Raw genomic sequence first — 18,644 nt, 5'->3', positions numbered from 1 at the left:
CCCTCGAGCCTGCGCGGCTCAGGCGTCCGCGCGGGCGGCGGCGCGCGGCCGTCGATCGGCCGGGAAGCAGGCCTGGATCTCGTCCATGCCGAGCGTCTCCTTCGCGAGGAGCGCCGTGACGAGCGCGTCGATCTCGCTCCGCCGGGACTTCACGATCTCGACGGCGCGCGCGAGCTGGGCGTCGGTGAGCGCCCGCGCCGTCTCGTCGACGCGGTCGAGGAGGGCCGGGCTCCGCGCGGGGTGCCCATCGCCGACGCAGATGGGGCCGAGGTGGCTCATGCCGAGCTCCGCGACCATCTTCCACGCGATCGTCGAGGCGCGCTGGATGTCGTCCGAGGCGCCGGCCGTCATCGTCCCGAGGATGACCATCTCGGCGGCGCGACCGCCCATCAGCATGCAGATCTGATCCTCGAGGTACTCTTTCCGGTACATCAGCCGATCCTTCTCGGGCAGCGCCTGGGTGACGCCGAGCGCGCGTCCCCGCGGCAGGATCGACACCTTGTGCACCGGGTCGCAGCTCGGCGCGAGCAACCCGACCGCGACGTGCCCGGCCTCGTGCACGGCGGTCGCGTAGCGCTCGTCCTCGTCGACGAGCACCCCCTTGCGCTCGAGCCCCATGAGCACCCGGTCGCGCGCGCGGTCGATGTGCGTCGGATCCACCGCGTCGGCGCCCTCGCGGGCCGCGAGGATGGCCGCCTCGTTCAGGAGGTTGGCCAGGTCGGCGCCCGAGAAGCCCGGCGTGCCGCGGGCGATGTACCCGAGATCGACCTCGCCCTGGAGCGGGATCGGCCCGGCGTGGACGTTCAGGATCTCCTCGCGGCCGCGCACGTCGGGCAGCGGCACGGTGACCTTGCGATCGAAGCGCCCCGGCCGGAGCAGCGCGGGATCGAGCATGTCGACGCGGTTGGTCGACGCGATCACCACGATGCCGGTCGCGTGGTCGAACCCGTCCATCTCGACGAGCAGCTGGTTCAGCGTCTGATCGTGCTCGGCGGACGCGGAGTCGCCCTGCCCCTTCGCGCGCGCCCGCCCGACGGCGTCGATCTCGTCGATGAAGACGATGCACGGGGCGGCCTTGCGCGCCTCGGCGAAGAGCGCGCGGACGCGGGAGGCGCCGACGCCGACGAACATCTCCTGGAAGCTCGACCCCGACGCCGAGAGGAACCGCACGCCCGCCTCGCACGCGACCGCGCGCGCCAGCAGCGTCTTGCCGGTCCCCGGCTCGCCCGTGAGCAGCACGCCGCGCGGCGGGCGGCCGCCGAGGCGCGCGAAGCGCTCGGGGCTCTTCAGGAACTCGACCGTCTCGGCGAGCTCCTGCTTGACCTCGTGCATCCCGGCCACGTCGGCGAAGCGCACGGGCGCGCGCGCGACCCCGGCCTTGGCGTCGGAGAAGACCTTCGGGCTGCGGCGCCGGCTCACCGTGAAGAGCGCGAACCCGACCGCGGCGAGGACGACCACCGGCAGCGCGGTGGACGCGGCGCGCGACGGCTCCTCCCGGGAGGCGAAGTCGACCGAGGCGCCGGCGCCCGCGAACCGGGAGACCAGCTCCTGCCGGAGCGTCGGCTCGTCGACGACGGCGGTCACCGCCACGCCGCCCGCCTGGCGCACGAAGAAGCGATCGCCGCTCACCTCGACCGCGGTCGCCTGCCCCGCCTGCGCGATCTGGAGCAGCTCGGTGTACGTCGCCGCGCGCTCCGTGGGCGACTCGCGGGCCGCGCGGAGAGCGAGCCCGAGCGTCACCGCCAGCACCACCCCCAGGATCCCGAGCACCCAAAGCCGACGCCCCGCGGGCCCCAGCCGCTTACCCACCTGCAAGAACCAGGAATTCACTGCTGCGCCACCTCACTACCCCGACGTCGGGCCGGAGCGGATCTCAGGTGTAGCAAGGATACGAACCTCAGGAAGTTCCTTCTGCGATCATTCTGAGCGGCCTGAGCACAGAATACTGCGAAAGGATGGTGGCGCCGTAAAACGGAATGCGGAGAACGAAGTTCGGTGTAATAAAACTCGCCAACTCGACTGCCCAGCTCGTCAGTTGGAACTGCCGAGCTCGCTGGCCTCGAATCGTGGAGCTCGCCGCGGGTCCTCGCGCGAGGTGGAGCTCGGCGGCGGGGCAGGAGACGCGCTGCTGCGCGCTACGCGCCGGCGGCGGGCGCGGGATGCGCGAGCGGCAGCGAGAAGCGGAATGTCGTCGCGCCGCCGGGGGTGCTCTCGACAGCGATGGTGCCGCCGTGCGCCTCCACGAGCCCCTTCGTGATGTAGAGGCCGAGGCCCACGCCGCGGACGCGGCGAGGATCGCCCTCGGCCACGCGCGAGAAGCGCTTGAACAGGTGCGGCAGAGACGCCTCTGCGATGCCGCGGCCCCAGTTGGTCACGGCGATCTGCGCGAAGGAGCGGTCGGCGCTGACGGCCACCGCGATGTCGCCGTTCGTCTGGCCGTACTTGGCCGCGTTGGAGAGCAGGTTGGTGACGATCTGCTCGAGCCGGCCGGGGTCCGCCAGGACGTCGGGCACGTCGCCGCGCACCTCCAGCCGCACGGCGTGGCCCGCGGTCGCCGCGGTCGATTTCTCGACGATCTCTCCGAGCTGCGCGCGGAGGTCGACCGGAGAGCGATCCAGCGTGAGCTCGTGCGCCTCGATGCGCGAGGCGTCGAGGAGGTCGTCGATCATGCGGCGCAGCCGCTCGACGGACGAGGCGATCCTCCCGAGCTGCTTCTCGCCGTCCGCGACGAGCTGCCCGCCGGACCGAGCGTACAGGAGCTGGCTCGCGGTCGCGATGACCTGGATGGGCTGGCGGAGGTCGTGCGCGATGATGCCGATCCACGCCTGGCGCTGCCGCTCCATCTCCTTGAGCGCCGAGATGTCCTGGAAGACGGCGACGGCGCCCTCGATCTCGCCGTCGTCGGAGCGCACCGGGGCGGCGTTGACCAGCACCGGGACGAGGTCGCCGCCTTCGCGACAGAGCAGCCCTTCGGCGCCCGTCACGACCTCCCCGCGATGCAGGGCCCGGGTCAGCGGGCGATCGGCCCAGCCGACCGGCTCTCCTCGCGGCGTCCTGGGATCGAAGAGCACCGCGTTGCCCCACGGATCCAGCTCGCCCGCCGCGCGCGAGACGTACTGGAGCGCCAGCCTGTTGCACGTGATGAGCCGCCCCTCGGCGTCGACCAGGATCGCCGCCTCGGGCATCTGCTCGACGACGGCCTCGAGCCGCCTTCGCTCGTTCGCCTCGACCCGGCAGAGGCGCGCGGTCTCGATCGAGCTGCACGTCCGGTCGGCGAGCAGCGTCGCGGCGCGCTCGTCGTCCTCGGTGAACGGCGGGCGGCCGGGGCGCTTGCCGAGGTACAGGCGGCCCACGCTCCGGCCGCGGAAGCGGAGCGGCACGCCCAGGAACGCCTCGATCGGGGGGTGGTGCGGCGGCAGCCCGATGAAGTCGGGGTGGGCGCGGACGTCGTCGAGCCGGATCGGCCGGCCGTCGCGGCCCACCGCGCCGAGGACGCCGACGGGGCGCGGGATCGCGCCGATCCGCGCGATCTGCTCCGCGGGGACGCCGCTCGGGACCCAGGCGTCGAACGGCCGCCGGCCGTCCTCTCCGACGCCGAGCGACGCGTAGTCGGCGCCCGAGATCTCCTTCGCGTGCCGCGCGATGACCTCCAGCACGGCGCGCATCCCCGACTCGGAGCGCGGCTGGTTCGCCAGCGTCTCCGAGACCGCCGCGCACGCGGCGCCGACGGCCTCGAGCTGCGCGCGGAGGCGCCACTCCGCCGCGTGAGCGCTCGCGACCGCCGCCTCCATCGCCCTGCGGCGCCCGATGTCGCGGCAGATCGTCGAGACGCCGGTGATGCGGCCCGAGGCGTCCACGATCGACGAGGCCGTGACCTCGATGTCGATATCCCTGCCGTCCTTGGTCCGGCTCACGGCCTCGAAGCGCTCGACGCGCTCGCCGCGGCGCAGGCGCGCGAGGATCGCCTCCGCCTCGCCGGCGCGCTCGGGCGGGCACAGGATGGGCAGCTTCTTCCCGATCGCCTCGCCGGCGCCGTAGCCGTAGAGGCGCTCCGCGGCCGGGTTCCAGCTCTGGATGGTCCCGTCGAGGGCGCTCCCGATGACGGCGTCGTCGGAGGACTGCGCGACGGTCGCCAGATAGGCGCGCGCCTCCTCGGCCTGGCGCCGGGCCTCGTCGAGCAGGTTCAGGCGCGCCGCGCTGACCCAGAGCGCGGCCCCGAGCAGGAGCGTCGAGATGGCCGAGGCGAGCGAGAACGACGCCGCGAGGGGGTAGGCCCCGAGATCCGCGCCGATCAGGAAGAGGCGGCCGATCGCGAGCGGGGCCAGGACGACGAACGGCAGGGAGCGCCGCAACAGGACGCCCCCGGGCCCGCTGGCCGTCAGCACGGCGAACGCCCCGCCATCGCGCCGCGCCGCGAGGAGCCCGGCGCAGAGCGCGAGGAAGGCGATCGCGGCGTGGAGCGCCATGCCCGTGAACGGGAACAGCGGCGGCAGGCCGTAGAAGTAGCCGACGCCGAAGACGTACCCGGTCAGCGCGGTCAGCGCGAGCGCGGCGGCCGAGAGCGCGCCGCCGTCCGAGAGCCGGGAGGCTCGCCGCGTCTTCACGGGCAGCGAGAGGAGCGCCGCGCCGATCAGGACGCAGCAGAGCGCGGTGTTCGGCGGCGGCCTGCCGGGGAACTTGCTCGTGAACGCCACGCGCGCCGGGAAGAGCAGGCGATCGAGGCCGAGGTCCCACCCGAAGACGTACTGACCGAGGGCCGCGAAGCCGAACGCGACGACGCCGGCGGCGCACGTCCGCCCGAGCAGCCGGCGGAGCGGCGCCGGACGCTCCCGCCCGCCCAGCGCCCAGAGCGACGCCGCCGCGAGGACGAGGGCGACCGCGGTGTTGGGCACCATGCTCGGCAGGCCGTCCGCGATGGAGACGAGGCGGGTCGACTCGATCGACCAGCCGAGCAGCCCCACGGACCCGAGGGTGAACGAACAGGCGGCCGCGATGGCTACACCGCGCGGCGCGCCGTTCGAGAGCGACCTCGCCCCGCCGTCGTTCATCGAGCCCCTCCCAGCGGCAGCATAATGCCGGGGCTACCGGGACGGCCTCGCTTCATTGGCGCAAACGGCGGCGATGCGCTCGCCGTCCGACCTCGATGGAACCGCGGGCTCCCGCGGTGCCCATCCCAAGCGCCGGGCCGGAGGGATCGGCCGGCGAGGCTCAGGCGCGCCGCCGGAGCGCCGGCGGCGACGCGAGCGCGCGCGTCGGGCGAGCGCGCGCGGAGCAGCTCAGCGCTTCGGCCCGAAGATCGCCGCGTCGGCGGAGAGCCTCCCCGGCCCGAGCAGCAGCAGCACGAGGGAGATGCTGAAGTAGACGGCCGCCGCCTCGTAGGAGGCGGCGCCCATCGCGAAGAACGGGTCGCCGTTCATCACGTGCACCGAGACGGCGACGGCCATGGTGATGGCGATCCCGAGCGACGCGAGCGGCGTCAGGAGGCCGAGGATCCAGGCGATGCCGCCGCCGACCTCGGCGAGGACGGCCAGCGCCTGCAAGAACCCGGGGACGGGCGCGGTGGGCCCCATCCAGCCGAAGGGGGCCTGGATCTTCCCCCAGCCGTGAAAGATGAAAGCAATGCCGGTGACGACGCGAAGCGCGAGCAGCCCGACCGAGCCGGAAAACGGCACGTCGGTCACCCGCAGGAACCTGGTGAGCATCGGGGATCACTCCTCTCGGCTCGGTAGTAAGGAAAAATGCAGAGAACATCAAGGCCGTGCGCCTGAGCTCGCCCCGCAGGCGCGCCGGTCGGCGCTTCACGCGGTCGGGCGCTGGTCGAGGCCGCGCGCGGGGGCCGCGGGCGGCGCGGTGATCACGCGCCCGTCGTTCAGGGCGTCGAGGCACCGCCGCTTGATCGCGGCGAACTCGCTCGAGCCCACGATCGCGGCGCTCCTCGGCCGCTCGAACGGCACGGCGATCTGCGCGCCGACGCGGCACGGCCGGCGGGTCATGAGGGCGATGCGGTCGGACAGGAAGATCGCCTCGTCGATGTCGTGCGTGACGAACAGCACCGTCGTGCGCACGTGGCGGATGACGTCGAGGAGCAGCGCCTGCATCGAGAGCCGGGTCTGGGCGTCGAGCGCGCTGAACGGCTCGTCCATCAGGACCACGCGCGGCTCGGTGATCAGCACGCGCGCGATCTCGACCCGCTGCTGCATGCCGCCGGAGAGCTGCGCCGGATAGGCGTCCTCGAACCCCGACAGCCCGACGAGATCGAGCAGGCGGCGGGACGCCTCCCGGCGCTCGCGCTCCGGGACGCCGCGCATCTTGAGGCCGAAGCCGACGTTGTTCAGGACCGTCTTCCAGGGGAGCAGCGACGACTGCTGGAAGACCATGCCGCGCTCCGGCCCGGGCGCGTCGACCGGCTCGCCGCCGACGGCGATGCTGCCGCGCTCCGGCGTCACATACCCGGCGACGGCGTTCAGGATCGTCGATTTGCCGCACCCGGACGGGCCGAGCAGGCTCACGAGCTCGCCGCGCTCGACGGTGAGATCGAGATCCCGCACCACCTCGACGCGGCGGGGGCCCGCCCCGAGGGCCACGGACAGGCCGCGGATCTCGACGGCGCCCCCCGGGCTCTCCCGGCGCGCCGCGCTCGCTGCGGGCGTCATCGGCCCTTCTCCTCGGGCCGGTGCCAGGGCGTGAGCCACGCGCCGATCCGCTGGACGAGCGCGCTGCTGAGCATGCCCATCAGGCCGATGAGCAGCATGCCGAGGACGATGTCCGGGTAGCGCTGCAAGTTGTACGACTCCCAGGTGAAGTAGCCGATGCCGTACTGGCCGCCGATCATCTCGGCGGTGACGAGGCAGAACCAGGACGTGCCCATGCCGATGCTCATCCCGGTGATGATGCTGGGCAGCGCGCCCGGGAGGACCACCTCGAGGAAGAGGCGGAAGGGGCGCGCGCCGAGGCTGCGCGAGCTCGCGATGAGCCGCGGATCGAGGGCGCCGACGCCGAGGATCGTCGCGAGCAGGATCGGGAACAGCGCGCCCATATAGGTGATGAAGATCATGCTCAGCTCGGCCGACGGGAACATCAGGATCGCGAGCGGGAGCCAGGCGACGCCGGGGATGGGGCGCAGGACCTCGAGCGGCGGCAGGAGCGTGTCCTCGGCGAGCCGCGAGCGGCCGATGGCGAGCCCGAGCACGACGCCCGTAACGCCCGCGGCGACGAAGCCCGCGAGGACGCGGAGCACGCTGCTCCGGAGGTGCAGCAAGAGCTTCGGCGAGCCGAAGAGCTCCCGCGCCGCGACGAGGACCTCGGTCGGCGCGGGCACGTTGACGAACGTGACGAGGCCGAGGTCGACGCGCGACATCGACGCCCACTGCCAGAGGGCGACGCACGCGGCCACGGACAGGACGCGCAGCGCGGCGCGGCCGAGATCGCGCCGCGGGCGCCGCTCACCGCCCGGCGCCGGGGAGGCGCGCCGCCGCGACGCGCTCGCGCTGGCCGGCGCGGGCGCGGGCGCGAAGGTCGCGCGGCCGCCGAGCTCCGCCGCGGCGGGCGCGCTGCGCTCCGAGATCATCGTCATGGCGCCGCCGCCGTGAGCTTGGTGACGTCGCCCCGCAGGGTCGCGAAGTCGACGACCGCCGCGGCGTTCTCCGCGGCCCACCGCTCGGCGTCCTCCTTCGCCAGGAACGCCGCGAGGCTCCCGTCGGGGCGCCGCGCGTACCACGCGCGATCGGCGAGGAGCTTCACCCCGCTGAGCCGGTCGTGCACGAAGGCGGCGCGGATCTCCTTGCCCTCGGACGCGAGCTGCTTCAGCGCGGCGAGCGCGGAGCCCGGGCTCGCGTACGCGCGCACCTTCGGCTCGCCCCCGACCCAGATCTGCGCGGCCAAGGTCGGCTCGGCGATCGGCGCGCCGGACAGGGCGTCGCTCCCGGAGAGCGGGAGCTTCGCGTAGCTCGCGAGCCGCGCCTCGTAGTCGAGCCCGAGCTCCTGGGCCGCGCGCCGGATGTACCGGTCGTCCACGAACGCGCCAACGTCGAGCGTCGTGTCGGTGCGCTTGAGCAGCGTGAGCGTGTCGACGGCCACCTGGAGCGCGCGGCGGACCTCCGGCTTGACGGTGAAGTCCCGCGTCTGGATGCCGAGCGGCCCGTGGAACATGTAGGCGACCTCGGCGTCCACGCCGGTCACCTTCTCGATGAGCTCGCTGTACTTCTCGGGCTCCTCCGCGAACAGCCGATCGGCCTCGAGCGCCGCCTTGAGGAAGGCGACGACGATCTCCGGGTGCTCCTCCGCGTACGCCGCGCGCACCAGGACGCCGTGCGCCGTCGGCACCTCGACGCTGGCGCCGTCGTAGATCTTCCGGGCGAAGCCGCGGAACGGGAACAGCTCGGCGAACGGGACGAAGTCGGCGTGCGCGTCGATCTTCTTCGCCTTCAGCGAGGAGCCGCCGACCTCGGGCGACTGCGACACGAGCGTCACGTCCTTGTCCGGATCCCAGCCGAGATCGCGGATGGCCCGGAGCAGCATGCCGTGGGCGGACGAGCCGAACGGGACCGAGATCTGCTTGCCCTTGAGGTCCTTCAGGCCCTGGGCCGGCGAGTCGATCGGCACCACGATGCCGTTGCCGCTCCCGAGCGCGCTGCCCGAGAGCGTGGCGATGTAGAGGCTGCGGCTCCCCTGCTTCTGGTGGGCGACGCCGTTCAGCACGCCGGGGAAGTCGGCCATCGCGCCGATGTCGAGCTTCCCGGCCACCATCTCGGTCGTCAGCGGCGGCCCCGAGGTGAAGTCCTTCCACTCGATCTCGTAGGAGACGTCCTTGTACTTGCCGTCCCTCGGGAGGTGCTTCTCGAGCAGCTTGAGCTCCCGGATCAGGAGCCCGCCGGTGGCGCAGTTGATCGTCGTGTCCTGCGTCCCGATGGCGATGCGGATCGTCCGCTTCTCTCCCTTCGTGCACGACAGGCCGACGAGGACCGCCACGAGGAGCAACAGCACGCGCGCTGCCTTGATCATCGGCTCAATCCCTCGCGAAGGTTCCATGGCGCCCGGCCCCTGCCCGGATGGCGTCGAGGGCGCGGGACGCCGCCTTCCGCACCTCGACGTCGGCGTCGCCGAGCAGCCGCCCGAGCGGCGCCTCGGCCGACGCCGCCGCGAGCTCGCCGAGCGCCTGAGCGGCGGCCTTACGCAGGTCGGGCAGCTCGCTCCCGAGCAGCCCGACGAGATCCGTCGCGGCCGAGGCCGCCCGGAGCCGCCCGAGCGCGAGCGCCGCCTCCTTCCGCACCTGCCAGGCCGCGTCCTTGAGCGCGGTCCGGAGGTGCGGCGCGGCGAGGCCGTGCGCCGAGCGCCCGAGCACGATCGCGGCCTCGACGCGGACCCGCCAGTCGGGGTCGGACAAGAGCGCGACGAGCTCCTCGACGAGCGCCGGCGCGCCGAGCGGCTCGAGCGCGCCGATCGCGACCTGCCGCACCCGCGCGTCGGGATCGCGCAGGCTCCCGCGCAGGGCGCGCGCGGTCTCCGGCCGCCGCAGGTAGGCCAGGGCGAGGACCGCCTCGCGCCGCACCTCGGGCGAAGGGTCGAGGAGCGCGCCCTCGAGGTGCTCGAGCGCCCGCGGATCGCGGATCTCCCGGAGCGCCACGATCACCGACATGCGCACGAACGGGTTATCATGACGCATTGCGTCGATCAGGTGGGTGGCCGCCTCTGCCCCGCGGAGCTCGCGGAGCGCCGTGGCGGCGGCCTCGCGCACGTGGGTCTCGTCGTCGTCGAGCGCCCGGAGGATGGCGGGCACCGCGCGCGGGTCGCCGAGGTCCTCGAGGTGCCCGAGCGCGAGCGCCCGCACCGTGGGGTCCTCGTCGCGGACGGCCTCGATGAGCGGGTGGAGGATCTCCGGGTCCGAGAGGTCCTCGATCTGGGTCAGCGCGAGCTGGCGCGCGCCGGGATCGGGATCCCTGAGCACGCTCACGAGCTCCTGTGCGAGCGAAGCCTGTGTCATGTCGTCTCTCCGCCTCGAGGCCGCTACCGGATGAGGAAAGGGATCTTCACGGTGATGGCCTCTTTCGGGCAGTCGATCTCGCACGCGAGGCAATACCAGCACTCGTCGTAGGCCATGTGCGCCTTCTTCGTCTCTGGATGGATGGCGAGGCAGTCCACCGGGCACGAGTCGATGCAGATGCGGCACCCCTTGATGCAGGACGCCTCGTCGACGACGACCGGCAGATCGAGCCGGACGGAGGCCTCGGCGTGGCCGACGGTCCTGGCGCGCTGCGCCTTGACGGATTCGCGGTTGAGAAGGTGACCCATGGATTGACCTCGTTGCTCGTCAGAGCGGCGCGCGCTGCTCTTCGGCCGGGATGCGCAGCCGGTGGTAGGTTTTGAGCTCGCCGTCGTCGATCGGGAAGAGATAAGGCTCCACGGGCCGCTTGAAGGCGACCATCTCGCCGTCGTCGCCCTTCTTCAGGTTCACGTGGGTGAACCAGCGGCGGTCGTCCATCTCGGGGTAATCGAGCCGGTAGTGGTAGAGGCCCCAGCGGCTCTCGGTCCGGTACAGCGAGGCGCGCGCGGCCATCTCCGCGCAGTCGCGGATGAAGTGGCACTCCATCACGCGCATGAGCTCGTGGGGGCTCGCCGCCGTGACCTCGTCGAGCTCGTCCTTCGCGCGCAGGAAGTACTCGAGGCCGAGGGTCATCCGGTTGCCCGTCTTCGGCGGCTGCAGGTAGTCGTTCACGAGGCGCCGCACCTTGTATTCGTACTGGTGGGGCGCGACTCCGCTCTTCCGGGAGAGCGGGGCGAGGATGCGCTCGCGCTCGGCGTCCACGTCGGCCGCGAGCGGCTCGACGGCGGGCGTGCGATCGAGGTAGTCGAGCGCGTTCTGGGCGCAGATTTTCCCGTAGGTGAGCGCGCCGAGGAGGTAGTTGTGCGGCACGCACGCCATGTCGCCGGCGGCGTAGAGCCCGGGAACCGTGGTCTCGCCCTTCTCGTTGACCCAGACGCCCGAGGCGCTGTGGCCGCTGCACAGGCCGATCTCGGAGATGTGCATCTCGACGAGATCGCTCGCGTAGCTGTGCCCCCTCCCCTCGTGGAAGCGGCCGCGGCTCGGGCGCTCCGTCTGGTGGAGGACCCGCTCGACCTCGGTGATCGTCTCCGGGGCGAGGTGCGTGAGCTTGAGGTAGACAGGGCCGTTCGCCGAGTGCAGCTCCCGGTAGAACTCGAGCATCATCTGCCCGCTCCAGTAATCGCTCTCGATGAAGCGGTGCCCGCGCGCGTTCACCGTGTGCCCGCCGAGCGGGCCGGTGACGTAGGCGCACGCCGGACCGTTGTAGTCCTTGATGAGCGGGTTGATCTGGAAGCACTCGATGCCCGTGAGCTCGGCGCCCGCGTGGTAGGCCATCGAGTAGCCGTCTCCGGCGTTCGAGGGGTTCTCGTACGTCCCGTGGAGATAGCCGGACGCGGGCAGGCCGAGCCGCCCCGAGGCGCCGCAGCAGAGGATGACCGCCCTGGCCTTGATGATCTCGATGTGACCCTCCCGGGTGTCGAAGCCGATCACGCCGGCGACCTGCCCCTCGGTCACGAGGATCCGTGTGGCCATGACGCGGTTGATGACCCGCACCCCGGCGCGCTTCACCATGCGCGTGAGGATCTTCTTGAGATCGTAGCCCTCCGGCATCGGGAGGACGTAGCTCCCGTTGTGGTGGACCTTCTTGACGTCGAAATCGCCCGAGCGCGTCTTCTGGAATTTGACCCCCCAGGAGTCGAGCTCCTGGAGCATCGCGAAGCTGTTCCGCGCGTATTCGTAGATGGCGCGCTGGTTCACGATGCCGTCGTTGGCCACCGTGATCTCTTTCACGTACTGCTCCGGCGTCGCGTGTCCGGGGATGATCGCGTTGTTCAGCCCGTCCATGCCGATCGCGATGGCGCCGCTCCGCTTGATATGCGCCTTCTCGAGGAGCACCACACGCCCCCGCGGCAGGCGCTGCTGTGCCTCCACCGCTGCAGTCGAGCCTGCGCTTCCGCCGCCCACGACGACGACGTCCGCCTCTGTCACGCGAATGTCCATGTCGAACCCCTCGAGGTCTCCAGCGCGCACACGACGACCCCGCCGCCGATCGGCCCGGCCGCCAGGGTCGGATGCACGGCGTCTTCCATGACGGACGCCGCATCCGCTGTACCGGATCCGCTTTAACAGACGGTCGCACCCTGGGCAATCGCTTTGTTGCCCTCGGCCGGCCGCGGCGGCCCGGGGGCGAGCCCCGCGTGAGGGCGCCTTGCAAGCGAAAATTCAGCGTCGATGGTGGACGGCCGCGCCGCCGCGGACCCGCGGCGCGCGGGCGGGCTCACCGGGCGCGCCAGCCTCCGACCCGCCCAGAAAGATTCGCCTTTCCACCATGGTTGTCTCCCCGAAGACGCGGGCGGGACGCTACCATGCGGGTCAACCCGTAGTCCTCCCATGGATCGGGGGGAACCGCGCGCGGTCCTTCTTTCATCGGTCTCCCTGATCCACCGCGCCCGGCCCCTCCCAGCCGCGGCGCCCGCGCGCCGCTTCGCTGCATGGCCAAGCACCCGTCCCAGCTCGCCGACCTAGAGATCCAGCGCCGCCTGGGCGCTGGCGGCATGGCGGAGGTCTTCCTCGCCAAGAAGCGCGGCGCCGAGGGGACCTACAAGCTCCTCGTCGTCAAGCGGATCCTCCCCGCGCACGGGGCCTCGCGTCGCTTCCGCGCGATGTTCGTCGAGGAGGCCCACCTCGCGACCCGCCTGAACCACCCGAACATCGTCCAGGTCTACGAGTTCTCGGACCACGGCGAGGACGGGCTGCTCCTCTCGATGGAGTACGTCGAGGGCTTCGACCTCGGCAAGCTGATGCGCGCCGCCCAGCAGAAGGAGTCGCGGATCCCGCCCCTCGTGTCCGCGTTCATCGTCTCCGAGGCGGCGAAGGGGCTGCACTACGCCCACGAGCGCAAGGACGAGGGCGGCATGCCGCTCGCCATCGTCCACCGCGACGTCTCGCCGCAGAACATCCTCCTGTCGTTCGAGGGCGTCGTGAAGATCGCCGACTTCGGCATCGCCAGCGCGAACCTCTTCCGCGAGGAGCCCGGCGTGCTCAAGGGCAAGTTCGGGTACATGTCGCCCGAGCAGGCGCGCGGCGAGCGCGTCGACCGGCGGAGCGACATCTACGCCCTCGGCGTCGTTCTCTACGAGCTGCTCGCCATGCGCTCGCCCTACGGCAAGCTCGACGACGAGGCGCTCCTCCAGGCCGTCAAGGAGGGCCTGTTCGACCCCCCGTCGGCCCACGCGCGCGACATCCCGGCGGAGCTCGAGGCGATCGTGATGCGCGCCATGGCGCACGCGCCCGAGGACCGCTTCCAGACCGCGCGCGATCTCGCCGGCGCGATCGCGCGCGTGCTGCTCGCGAAGCAGGAGCTCGTCGACAACGCGTCGGTCGAGCAGACCGTGGCCCACCTGCTCGGCCGCGATCGGCACGAGGACGCGCGCGACAACGCCGCGGGCGGCGCGGCGGAAGAGGCCCCGGACAGCGGCTCCATGGCGCAGCCGCAGACGCTCGCGGCGGTGCCGGCCGCGCGCACGGGCGGCGAGGCCGAGAACACCGGGGCGCCGCGGGTCGTGCGCGAGGTGCGCCACGTCGCCGTGGTGACGCTGCGCATCGAGGGGGTGGACGAGCTGCTCGGGGCGCAGGGGCGGCTCGCCGGCAAGCGCAGCGGGCGCTCGATCCGCACGACCCTCGACGCGATCGCCTTCAAGCACGGGGCGATCTGGTCGTGGGAGTCGCACGCGAGCGCGCGCGCCGTCGTGGGGCTGCTCGCGAACCCTTCGCGCGCCGCGGCCGACGCGGCCTCGCTGGCCGTCGACGTGCACGAGGCGCTCGCCGGCGCGTCGGAGGACCTGCCCGTCGAGCTCCGCGCCGCGATCGGCATCGTCCGCGGCATCGCGTACGGCGAGCGCGACGAGCAGGGGCACCTCATCAACCACGTGCTCAAGGAGCCCGCGAATTTCCTGGCCGAGCGCCTCGGCAGCCGCACCCCGTTCGGCAAGACCTGGGTCGCGGGCGGCGTCTACCGCCTCGTCCGGCGCGACTTCCGCTGGGGCGACGCGCCGTCGCTCGATCTCAACGACGCCGGCGGCTACCAGGTCCCGCACCAGATGCGGCTCTACGCGCTGCAGCGCCCGCTCACCCGCGAGGAGCGGATGGCCGAGATCGCGCTGTCGCCGAACGACCTCGTGGGGCGCGACGCCGAGCGCGCGGACCTGCACGCCGCCTACCACCGCGCGGTGTCGCCGCCCGTGAAGGGCCTCGCCGAGCCGCCGTCGCGCTACGGCGAGAGCGAGCCGCCGCCGCCGCCGAGCCGGCAGAGCAAGCCGCCGAGCCCGCCGGGCGGCGCGCTCCGGGGCCAGTCGGTGGCGCGCGTCATCGTCGGCGAGATGGGCATCGGCAAGAGCGCGCTCATCTCGACGTTCCTCTCGGAGCTCCCCGGCGAGGCGCGCGTGCTCCACGTCGAGTGCTCGCCGGTGAAGAGCGAGCTGCCGCTCGCCACGGTCTGCGACGTGCTCCGCGACGTCACCGGGATGGGGCTCGACCACTCGATCGACGACGCGGCCCACGTGATCCGCGCGCTGCTCGGCTCGATCGCGCGCTCGCCGCTCGGGGCGCGCATCGTCACGCGCCTCGCCGAGCTGGTCACGGGCAAGCAGCTCGACCACCCCGAGGAGGACGCGTCGGCCTACGGCCGCGACGTGGTGGTGCGCGGCGTGAAGTACCTGCTCGGCTCGCTGGCGCGCCACCAGCCGCTCGTCGTCGTCATCGACGGCCTGCAGTGGGCCGATCGCCCGAGCCTGGAGCTCATCTCGGAGCTCCTCAAGCAGCGCTCGGAGCGGCTGCCGATCCTCGTGCTGCTGCTGACGCGCCCCGAGGAGCGCGTGACGCCGTTCATCGAGGGGCTCGTGCGGATCGAGCTCCGCGGCCTCAGCGCCGAGGAGCAGATGCGCCTCGTCGAGGCGCGCCTCGGCGTGCGCGAGGGCGTCTCGGCGGTCTGCGGCGAGCTCGTGCCGCGCGTCGCCGGCAACCCGTTCTTCCTGCTCGAGATGGTCGACGCGCTGCTCGAGCGGGGCACGCTGGAGATCGTCGAGCACCCGGACGGGCGGCACGAGCTCGTCCGCCACGACCGGACCGGGGATCGCGGCGAGCCGCTCCCGTCGACCCTGGAGCAGCTCATCGGCGACCGGCTGCGCGAGCTGCCGCCCGCGGAGCACGACGTCGTGAACTGGCTCGCGGTCGCCGGGGGCCCGCTGCTCAAGGACGACATCCTGAACCTGACGCGGCTCGCGGACGACGAGGCGGTGACGCGCCTCTGCGCGCGCGGCCTGTGCGATCGCCGCGCCGGGGCGGTGGACTTCCGGCACCCGCTCGTGCGCGACGTCGCCTACCTCGCGCTCGACAGCGCGAGCCGCGTGCGCATGCACCGCCGGCTCGGCGAGCACCTGTCGACGACGCCGCTCGCGCAGGGGCTCTCGGCCGCGATCGTGGCGCAGCACCTCGCGCGCGGCGAGGCGCCCGGGCCGGCGGCGGAGCTCTACCTCGACGCGGCGCGGGCCGCGCGCGCCGGGCACCAGGCGCAGCTGTCGCGCCGGTACTACGAGCGCGCGCTGTCGCTCCTGCCGACTGGCGACACCCGCCGGATGATCGCGCACGAGGCGCTGGAGGCGATCTTCCGCCACCTCGGCCGCCGCCGCGAGCGGAGGAAGCACCTCACGGCGCTGCGCCAGCTCGCGAAGGAGAGCGGGCAGGCGCGGTGGGCCGCGCTCGCGCTCGTGCGCACCGCGCGGCTCGACCTCGACGACGGCCACCTCGCCCGCGGCCTGCCGGTGGCGCAGCGGGCCGCCGAGATCGCGCGCATCGCCCGGCGCCCGGCGCTCGAGGTCGAGGCGCTCACGATCCTCTCGGAGGTGCTGCGCGAGCTCGGCGACGTCCAGGGCGCGATCAGCGCGGCCGACCGGGCGCTCCGGGTGACGCACATGGGCGGGCTGACGCCGCGGGCGCGCGCGGAGGTGCTGCGCACGAAGGGGGTGCTGCTGCGCCGGGTCGGCCGCGTGCAGGAGGCGGTCGAGGCGTACGCCGAGGCGATCGCGGTGTTCCGCGCGGTGGGCGCGCGCCGCAGCGAGGCGCGCGCGAAGAACTCGCTCGCGGTGGCGATGTTCGTGCTCGAGCGCTTCGAGGACGCGATCGCGGTCGGGCTCTCGTCGATTTCCATCGATCTCGCGATCGGCGGGAGGTTCCAGATCGCGAAGACGCTGAGCAACATCGGCCACGCGTACGCGAAGCTCGGGGACATGCCGCGCAGCCTCGCGTACATGAAGCGGGCGCGGGAGGCGCACGAGCGCTATGACGACCAGGATGCGCGGGCCGACACGCTCCTCTGCACGGCGGGGATCCTCCTCGAAGCGGGCGACGCCGACGCCGCGCACACCCTGTGCGCCGACGCGGGCGCGCTCATCGCGGTGACCGGCAGCGTGTACGACATGATCCACGAGCGCAACGTGCGCGGCCTCCTCGCGAAGGCGCAGGGCGACGTCCAGGCCGCGATCGCGAACGCCTCCGAGGCGCGGCAGCTCGCCGAGTCGCAGGGGCTGATGAGCTACCACGCCTACGCGACGGCGATCGAGGCGGCGGCGCGGGTGGACGCGGGCGAGGTGCACTCCGGGGTGCTGCTCGCGCGGACGGCGCTCGGCGCGGTCGAGGCGGGCAGCTCGGAGTACGGCATCGAGGTGCGCGACCTCTGCTGCGAGGCGCTGCAGAAGGGCGCGCCGGCGAGCGCGGCGGACGCGTACCACCGCGCCGCGCTCCACGTGCAGAAGGTGGCGAGCTACATCCGCGACGCGCGGCTCAGGGCGCTGTTCCTGGAGCGCGCCGTGGTGCGGCGCATCCTGGCCGCGGAGGCCGAGGGTCCGGCGGCGGGGCACGACCCGCTCCGCCGCGGGGAGATGGCATGACGGGTACCGGCGGAAGGACAGCGGCGAAGCCGCGGCGCAAGGTCGCGGTGATCCTCTCGGGCGGCGGCGCGCGGGGGGCGTACGAGGTCGGGGTGATGTCGTACGTGCTCGACGCGTTCGCCCGGCTGCGGGGCGCGCCGCCGAGGATCGACATCCTGTGCGGGACGTCGGTGGGGGCGGTGAACGCGTGCTACCTCGCGGCGCACCTCGACGATCCGACGCTGGGCGTGCGGCGGCTCGTCAACCTGTGGACGCAGCTGAAGCTCGAGACGGTGCTCGGCTTCGGGGTGCGGCAGGCGATCTCCTTGCCGAAGCTCATGTTCGGCGGCGGCTCGGAGGGCGTGGGCCTGTTCGACGTCTCGCCGATGCAGCGGCTCGTCGAGCGGGAGATCCCGTGGCGCGCGATCGCGCGCACGCTGCGCCACGGGTACCTGTCGGCGGTCAGCGTGTCGGCGACCGAGATCGCGACGGGCCGCACGGTGATCTTCATGCAGACCGGCCCGGACGGCGCGCTGCCGACGACGGCGCCGCCGCGGACGATCATCCGCGGGGCGCTGATCGGCCCGCCGCACGCGCTCGCGTCGGCGGCGATCCCGATCCTGTTCCCGCCGGTGCGCATCGGCCGGGATCTGTACATGGACGGCGGGGTGCGGCAGAACACGCCGATCGCGCCGGCGCTCCGGCTGGGGGCGACGCACGTGCTGGCGATCGGGCTGTCGCGGGAGGTGCGGAGCATCGACGCGGGGGACAGCGGCAAGCCGCCGGGGATGGCGCTGGTGCTCGGCAAGGTGCTGAACGCGTTCCTGCTCGACCACATCCAGACGGATTTCGAGGTCCTGACGCGGGTCAACCACATGATCGAGGACGGGGAGCGGGCCTTCGGGCCGGATTTCCTGCACTCGATCAACGGGGCGGCGGCGCAGCGCGGGGCGCTGCCGTACCGGCGGGTGGAGACGCTGGTGGTGCGGCCGAGCGTGGATCTCGGGCGGCTGGCGGCGGAGCACGTGAAGGCGGGCAAGGTGCAGGGGGGGCCGGCGATGATGCGGCGGCTGCTCTCGCTGGTGGACGTGGGGGCGGAGAACGACGCCGATCTGGCGAGCTACCTGTTGTTCGACGGGTCGTTCACGCGGAAGCTGATCGAGCTCGGGCGGGCGGACGCGGAGGCGAGGCGGCACGACGTGGCGGACTTCTTCGGGAGCGCGGCGGAGGAGGCGGAGCCGAGGCTCTCGGACAGCGCGGAGTGGTCGATTCCGCCTCCGGTGGGGCCCGGAGGGTCCGTCTAGCTCGGCCAGGGCTGCCCGGCCCTCGGAGGGGGTGTTCGTCGCGCGGTGCGGGGCCCCGCCGAACTCGCCTGGCTCATGGGTGCTCCGGCAAGCCGGAGCACCCATGAGCCAGGCTCAAACATCGGCCCGTCCCCACACCGCGCGACGAACACCCCCTCCGACGGCCTACGGTTTCTTTTCTTCGCGTTGAACAGAGCTGCTGCGGCAGCAGCAGCAGGGGCGAGGAGCTGCTCGAATCGGTGCAGCGATGCGGCCCGAGGAGCGCGCCGGCAGATCGCGAAAGCGCGATTTGGGAGGGATGCGGGAGCGCAGGGGGACGGCATATGTGTTGCTACCACCGCCACCGGCTACCTCCATCCCTCGAACGAGACGAGAACC

11 protein-coding genes are annotated in these 18,644 nt (G+C 72.8%); 2 read left to right on the top strand and 9 right to left on the bottom strand.

What is annotated here, in order from left to right; all coding sequences use genetic code 11:
- Positions 1-18: 18 nt before the first annotated feature.
- The 9 genes from ftsH to WMF33_RS16500 form a co-directional block, all read right to left on the bottom strand.
- A complete protein-coding gene (gene ftsH / locus WMF33_RS16540; protein WP_437338039.1) occupies positions 19-1,830 on the bottom strand; it encodes an ATP-dependent zinc metalloprotease FtsH in 1,812 nt (603 codons plus the stop codon).
- 305 nt (positions 1,831-2,135) lie between these two features.
- Positions 2,136-5,048 carry a PAS domain S-box protein gene (locus WMF33_RS16535; RefSeq protein ID WP_437338038.1) on the bottom strand — a complete coding sequence of 971 codons (2,913 nt, stop codon included), beginning with the start codon at positions 5,046-5,048 and terminating at the stop codon, positions 2,136-2,138.
- Positions 5,049-5,276: 228 nt separating this feature from the next.
- Positions 5,277-5,702, bottom strand: coding sequence for a DoxX family protein (locus WMF33_RS16530; protein WP_061622265.1), 426 nt, complete (start codon positions 5,700-5,702; stop codon positions 5,277-5,279).
- A gap of 96 nt (positions 5,703-5,798) precedes the next feature.
- Complete coding sequence (locus WMF33_RS16525) at positions 5,799-6,653, bottom strand: ABC transporter ATP-binding protein (protein ID WP_437338037.1); 855 nt, start codon at positions 6,651-6,653, stop codon at positions 5,799-5,801.
- Positions 6,650-7,573 (bottom strand): ABC transporter permease, encoded by a 924-nt coding sequence (locus tag WMF33_RS16520; RefSeq protein WP_437338036.1) that lies wholly within the window; start codon positions 7,571-7,573, stop codon positions 6,650-6,652. Before WMF33_RS16520 ends, WMF33_RS16525 begins: the two co-directional genes overlap by 4 nt.
- A complete protein-coding gene (locus WMF33_RS16515) occupies positions 7,570-9,000 on the bottom strand; it encodes an ABC transporter substrate-binding protein (RefSeq protein ID WP_437338035.1) in 1,431 nt (476 codons plus the stop codon). Before WMF33_RS16515 ends, WMF33_RS16520 begins: the two co-directional genes overlap by 4 nt.
- A 4-nt stretch (positions 9,001-9,004) precedes the next feature.
- On the bottom strand, positions 9,005-9,979 hold the full coding sequence (locus WMF33_RS16510; protein ID WP_437338034.1) for a HEAT repeat domain-containing protein: 975 nt from the start codon (positions 9,977-9,979) through the stop codon (positions 9,005-9,007).
- A gap of 23 nt (positions 9,980-10,002) precedes the next feature.
- Positions 10,003-10,287: a 4Fe-4S dicluster domain-containing protein gene (locus tag WMF33_RS16505; RefSeq protein WP_061625266.1), complete on the bottom strand. Its 285-nt coding sequence runs from the start codon at positions 10,285-10,287 to the stop codon at positions 10,003-10,005.
- Positions 10,288-10,306: 19 nt separating this feature from the next.
- The gene (locus WMF33_RS16500; protein ID WP_437338033.1) at positions 10,307-12,040 is read right to left on the bottom strand and encodes a fumarate reductase/succinate dehydrogenase flavoprotein subunit; all 1,734 of its coding nucleotides are present in this window, start codon (positions 12,038-12,040) and stop codon (positions 10,307-10,309) included.
- 491 nt (positions 12,041-12,531) lie between these two features.
- Here WMF33_RS16500 and WMF33_RS16495 point away from each other — a divergent pair, with 491 nt between their 5' ends.
- Together WMF33_RS16495 and WMF33_RS16490 are read left to right on the top strand one after the other, a co-directional pair.
- Entirely contained in the window at positions 12,532-16,983 is a 4,452-nt protein-coding gene (locus WMF33_RS16495; protein WP_437338032.1) for a serine/threonine-protein kinase, read from the top strand.
- Positions 16,980-18,266 (top strand): patatin-like phospholipase family protein, encoded by a 1,287-nt coding sequence (locus tag WMF33_RS16490; protein WP_437338031.1) that lies wholly within the window; start codon positions 16,980-16,982, stop codon positions 18,264-18,266. The genes WMF33_RS16495 and WMF33_RS16490 overlap by 4 nt, the downstream gene beginning before the upstream one ends.
- Positions 18,267-18,644: the final 378 nt, after the last annotated feature.

Source organism: Sorangium sp. So ce394, assembly GCF_051474665.1.
GTDB lineage: Bacteria > Myxococcota_A > Polyangia > Polyangiales > Polyangiaceae > Sorangium > Sorangium cellulosum_D.
This window is presented reverse-complemented; position numbering and strand designations above follow the sequence as displayed.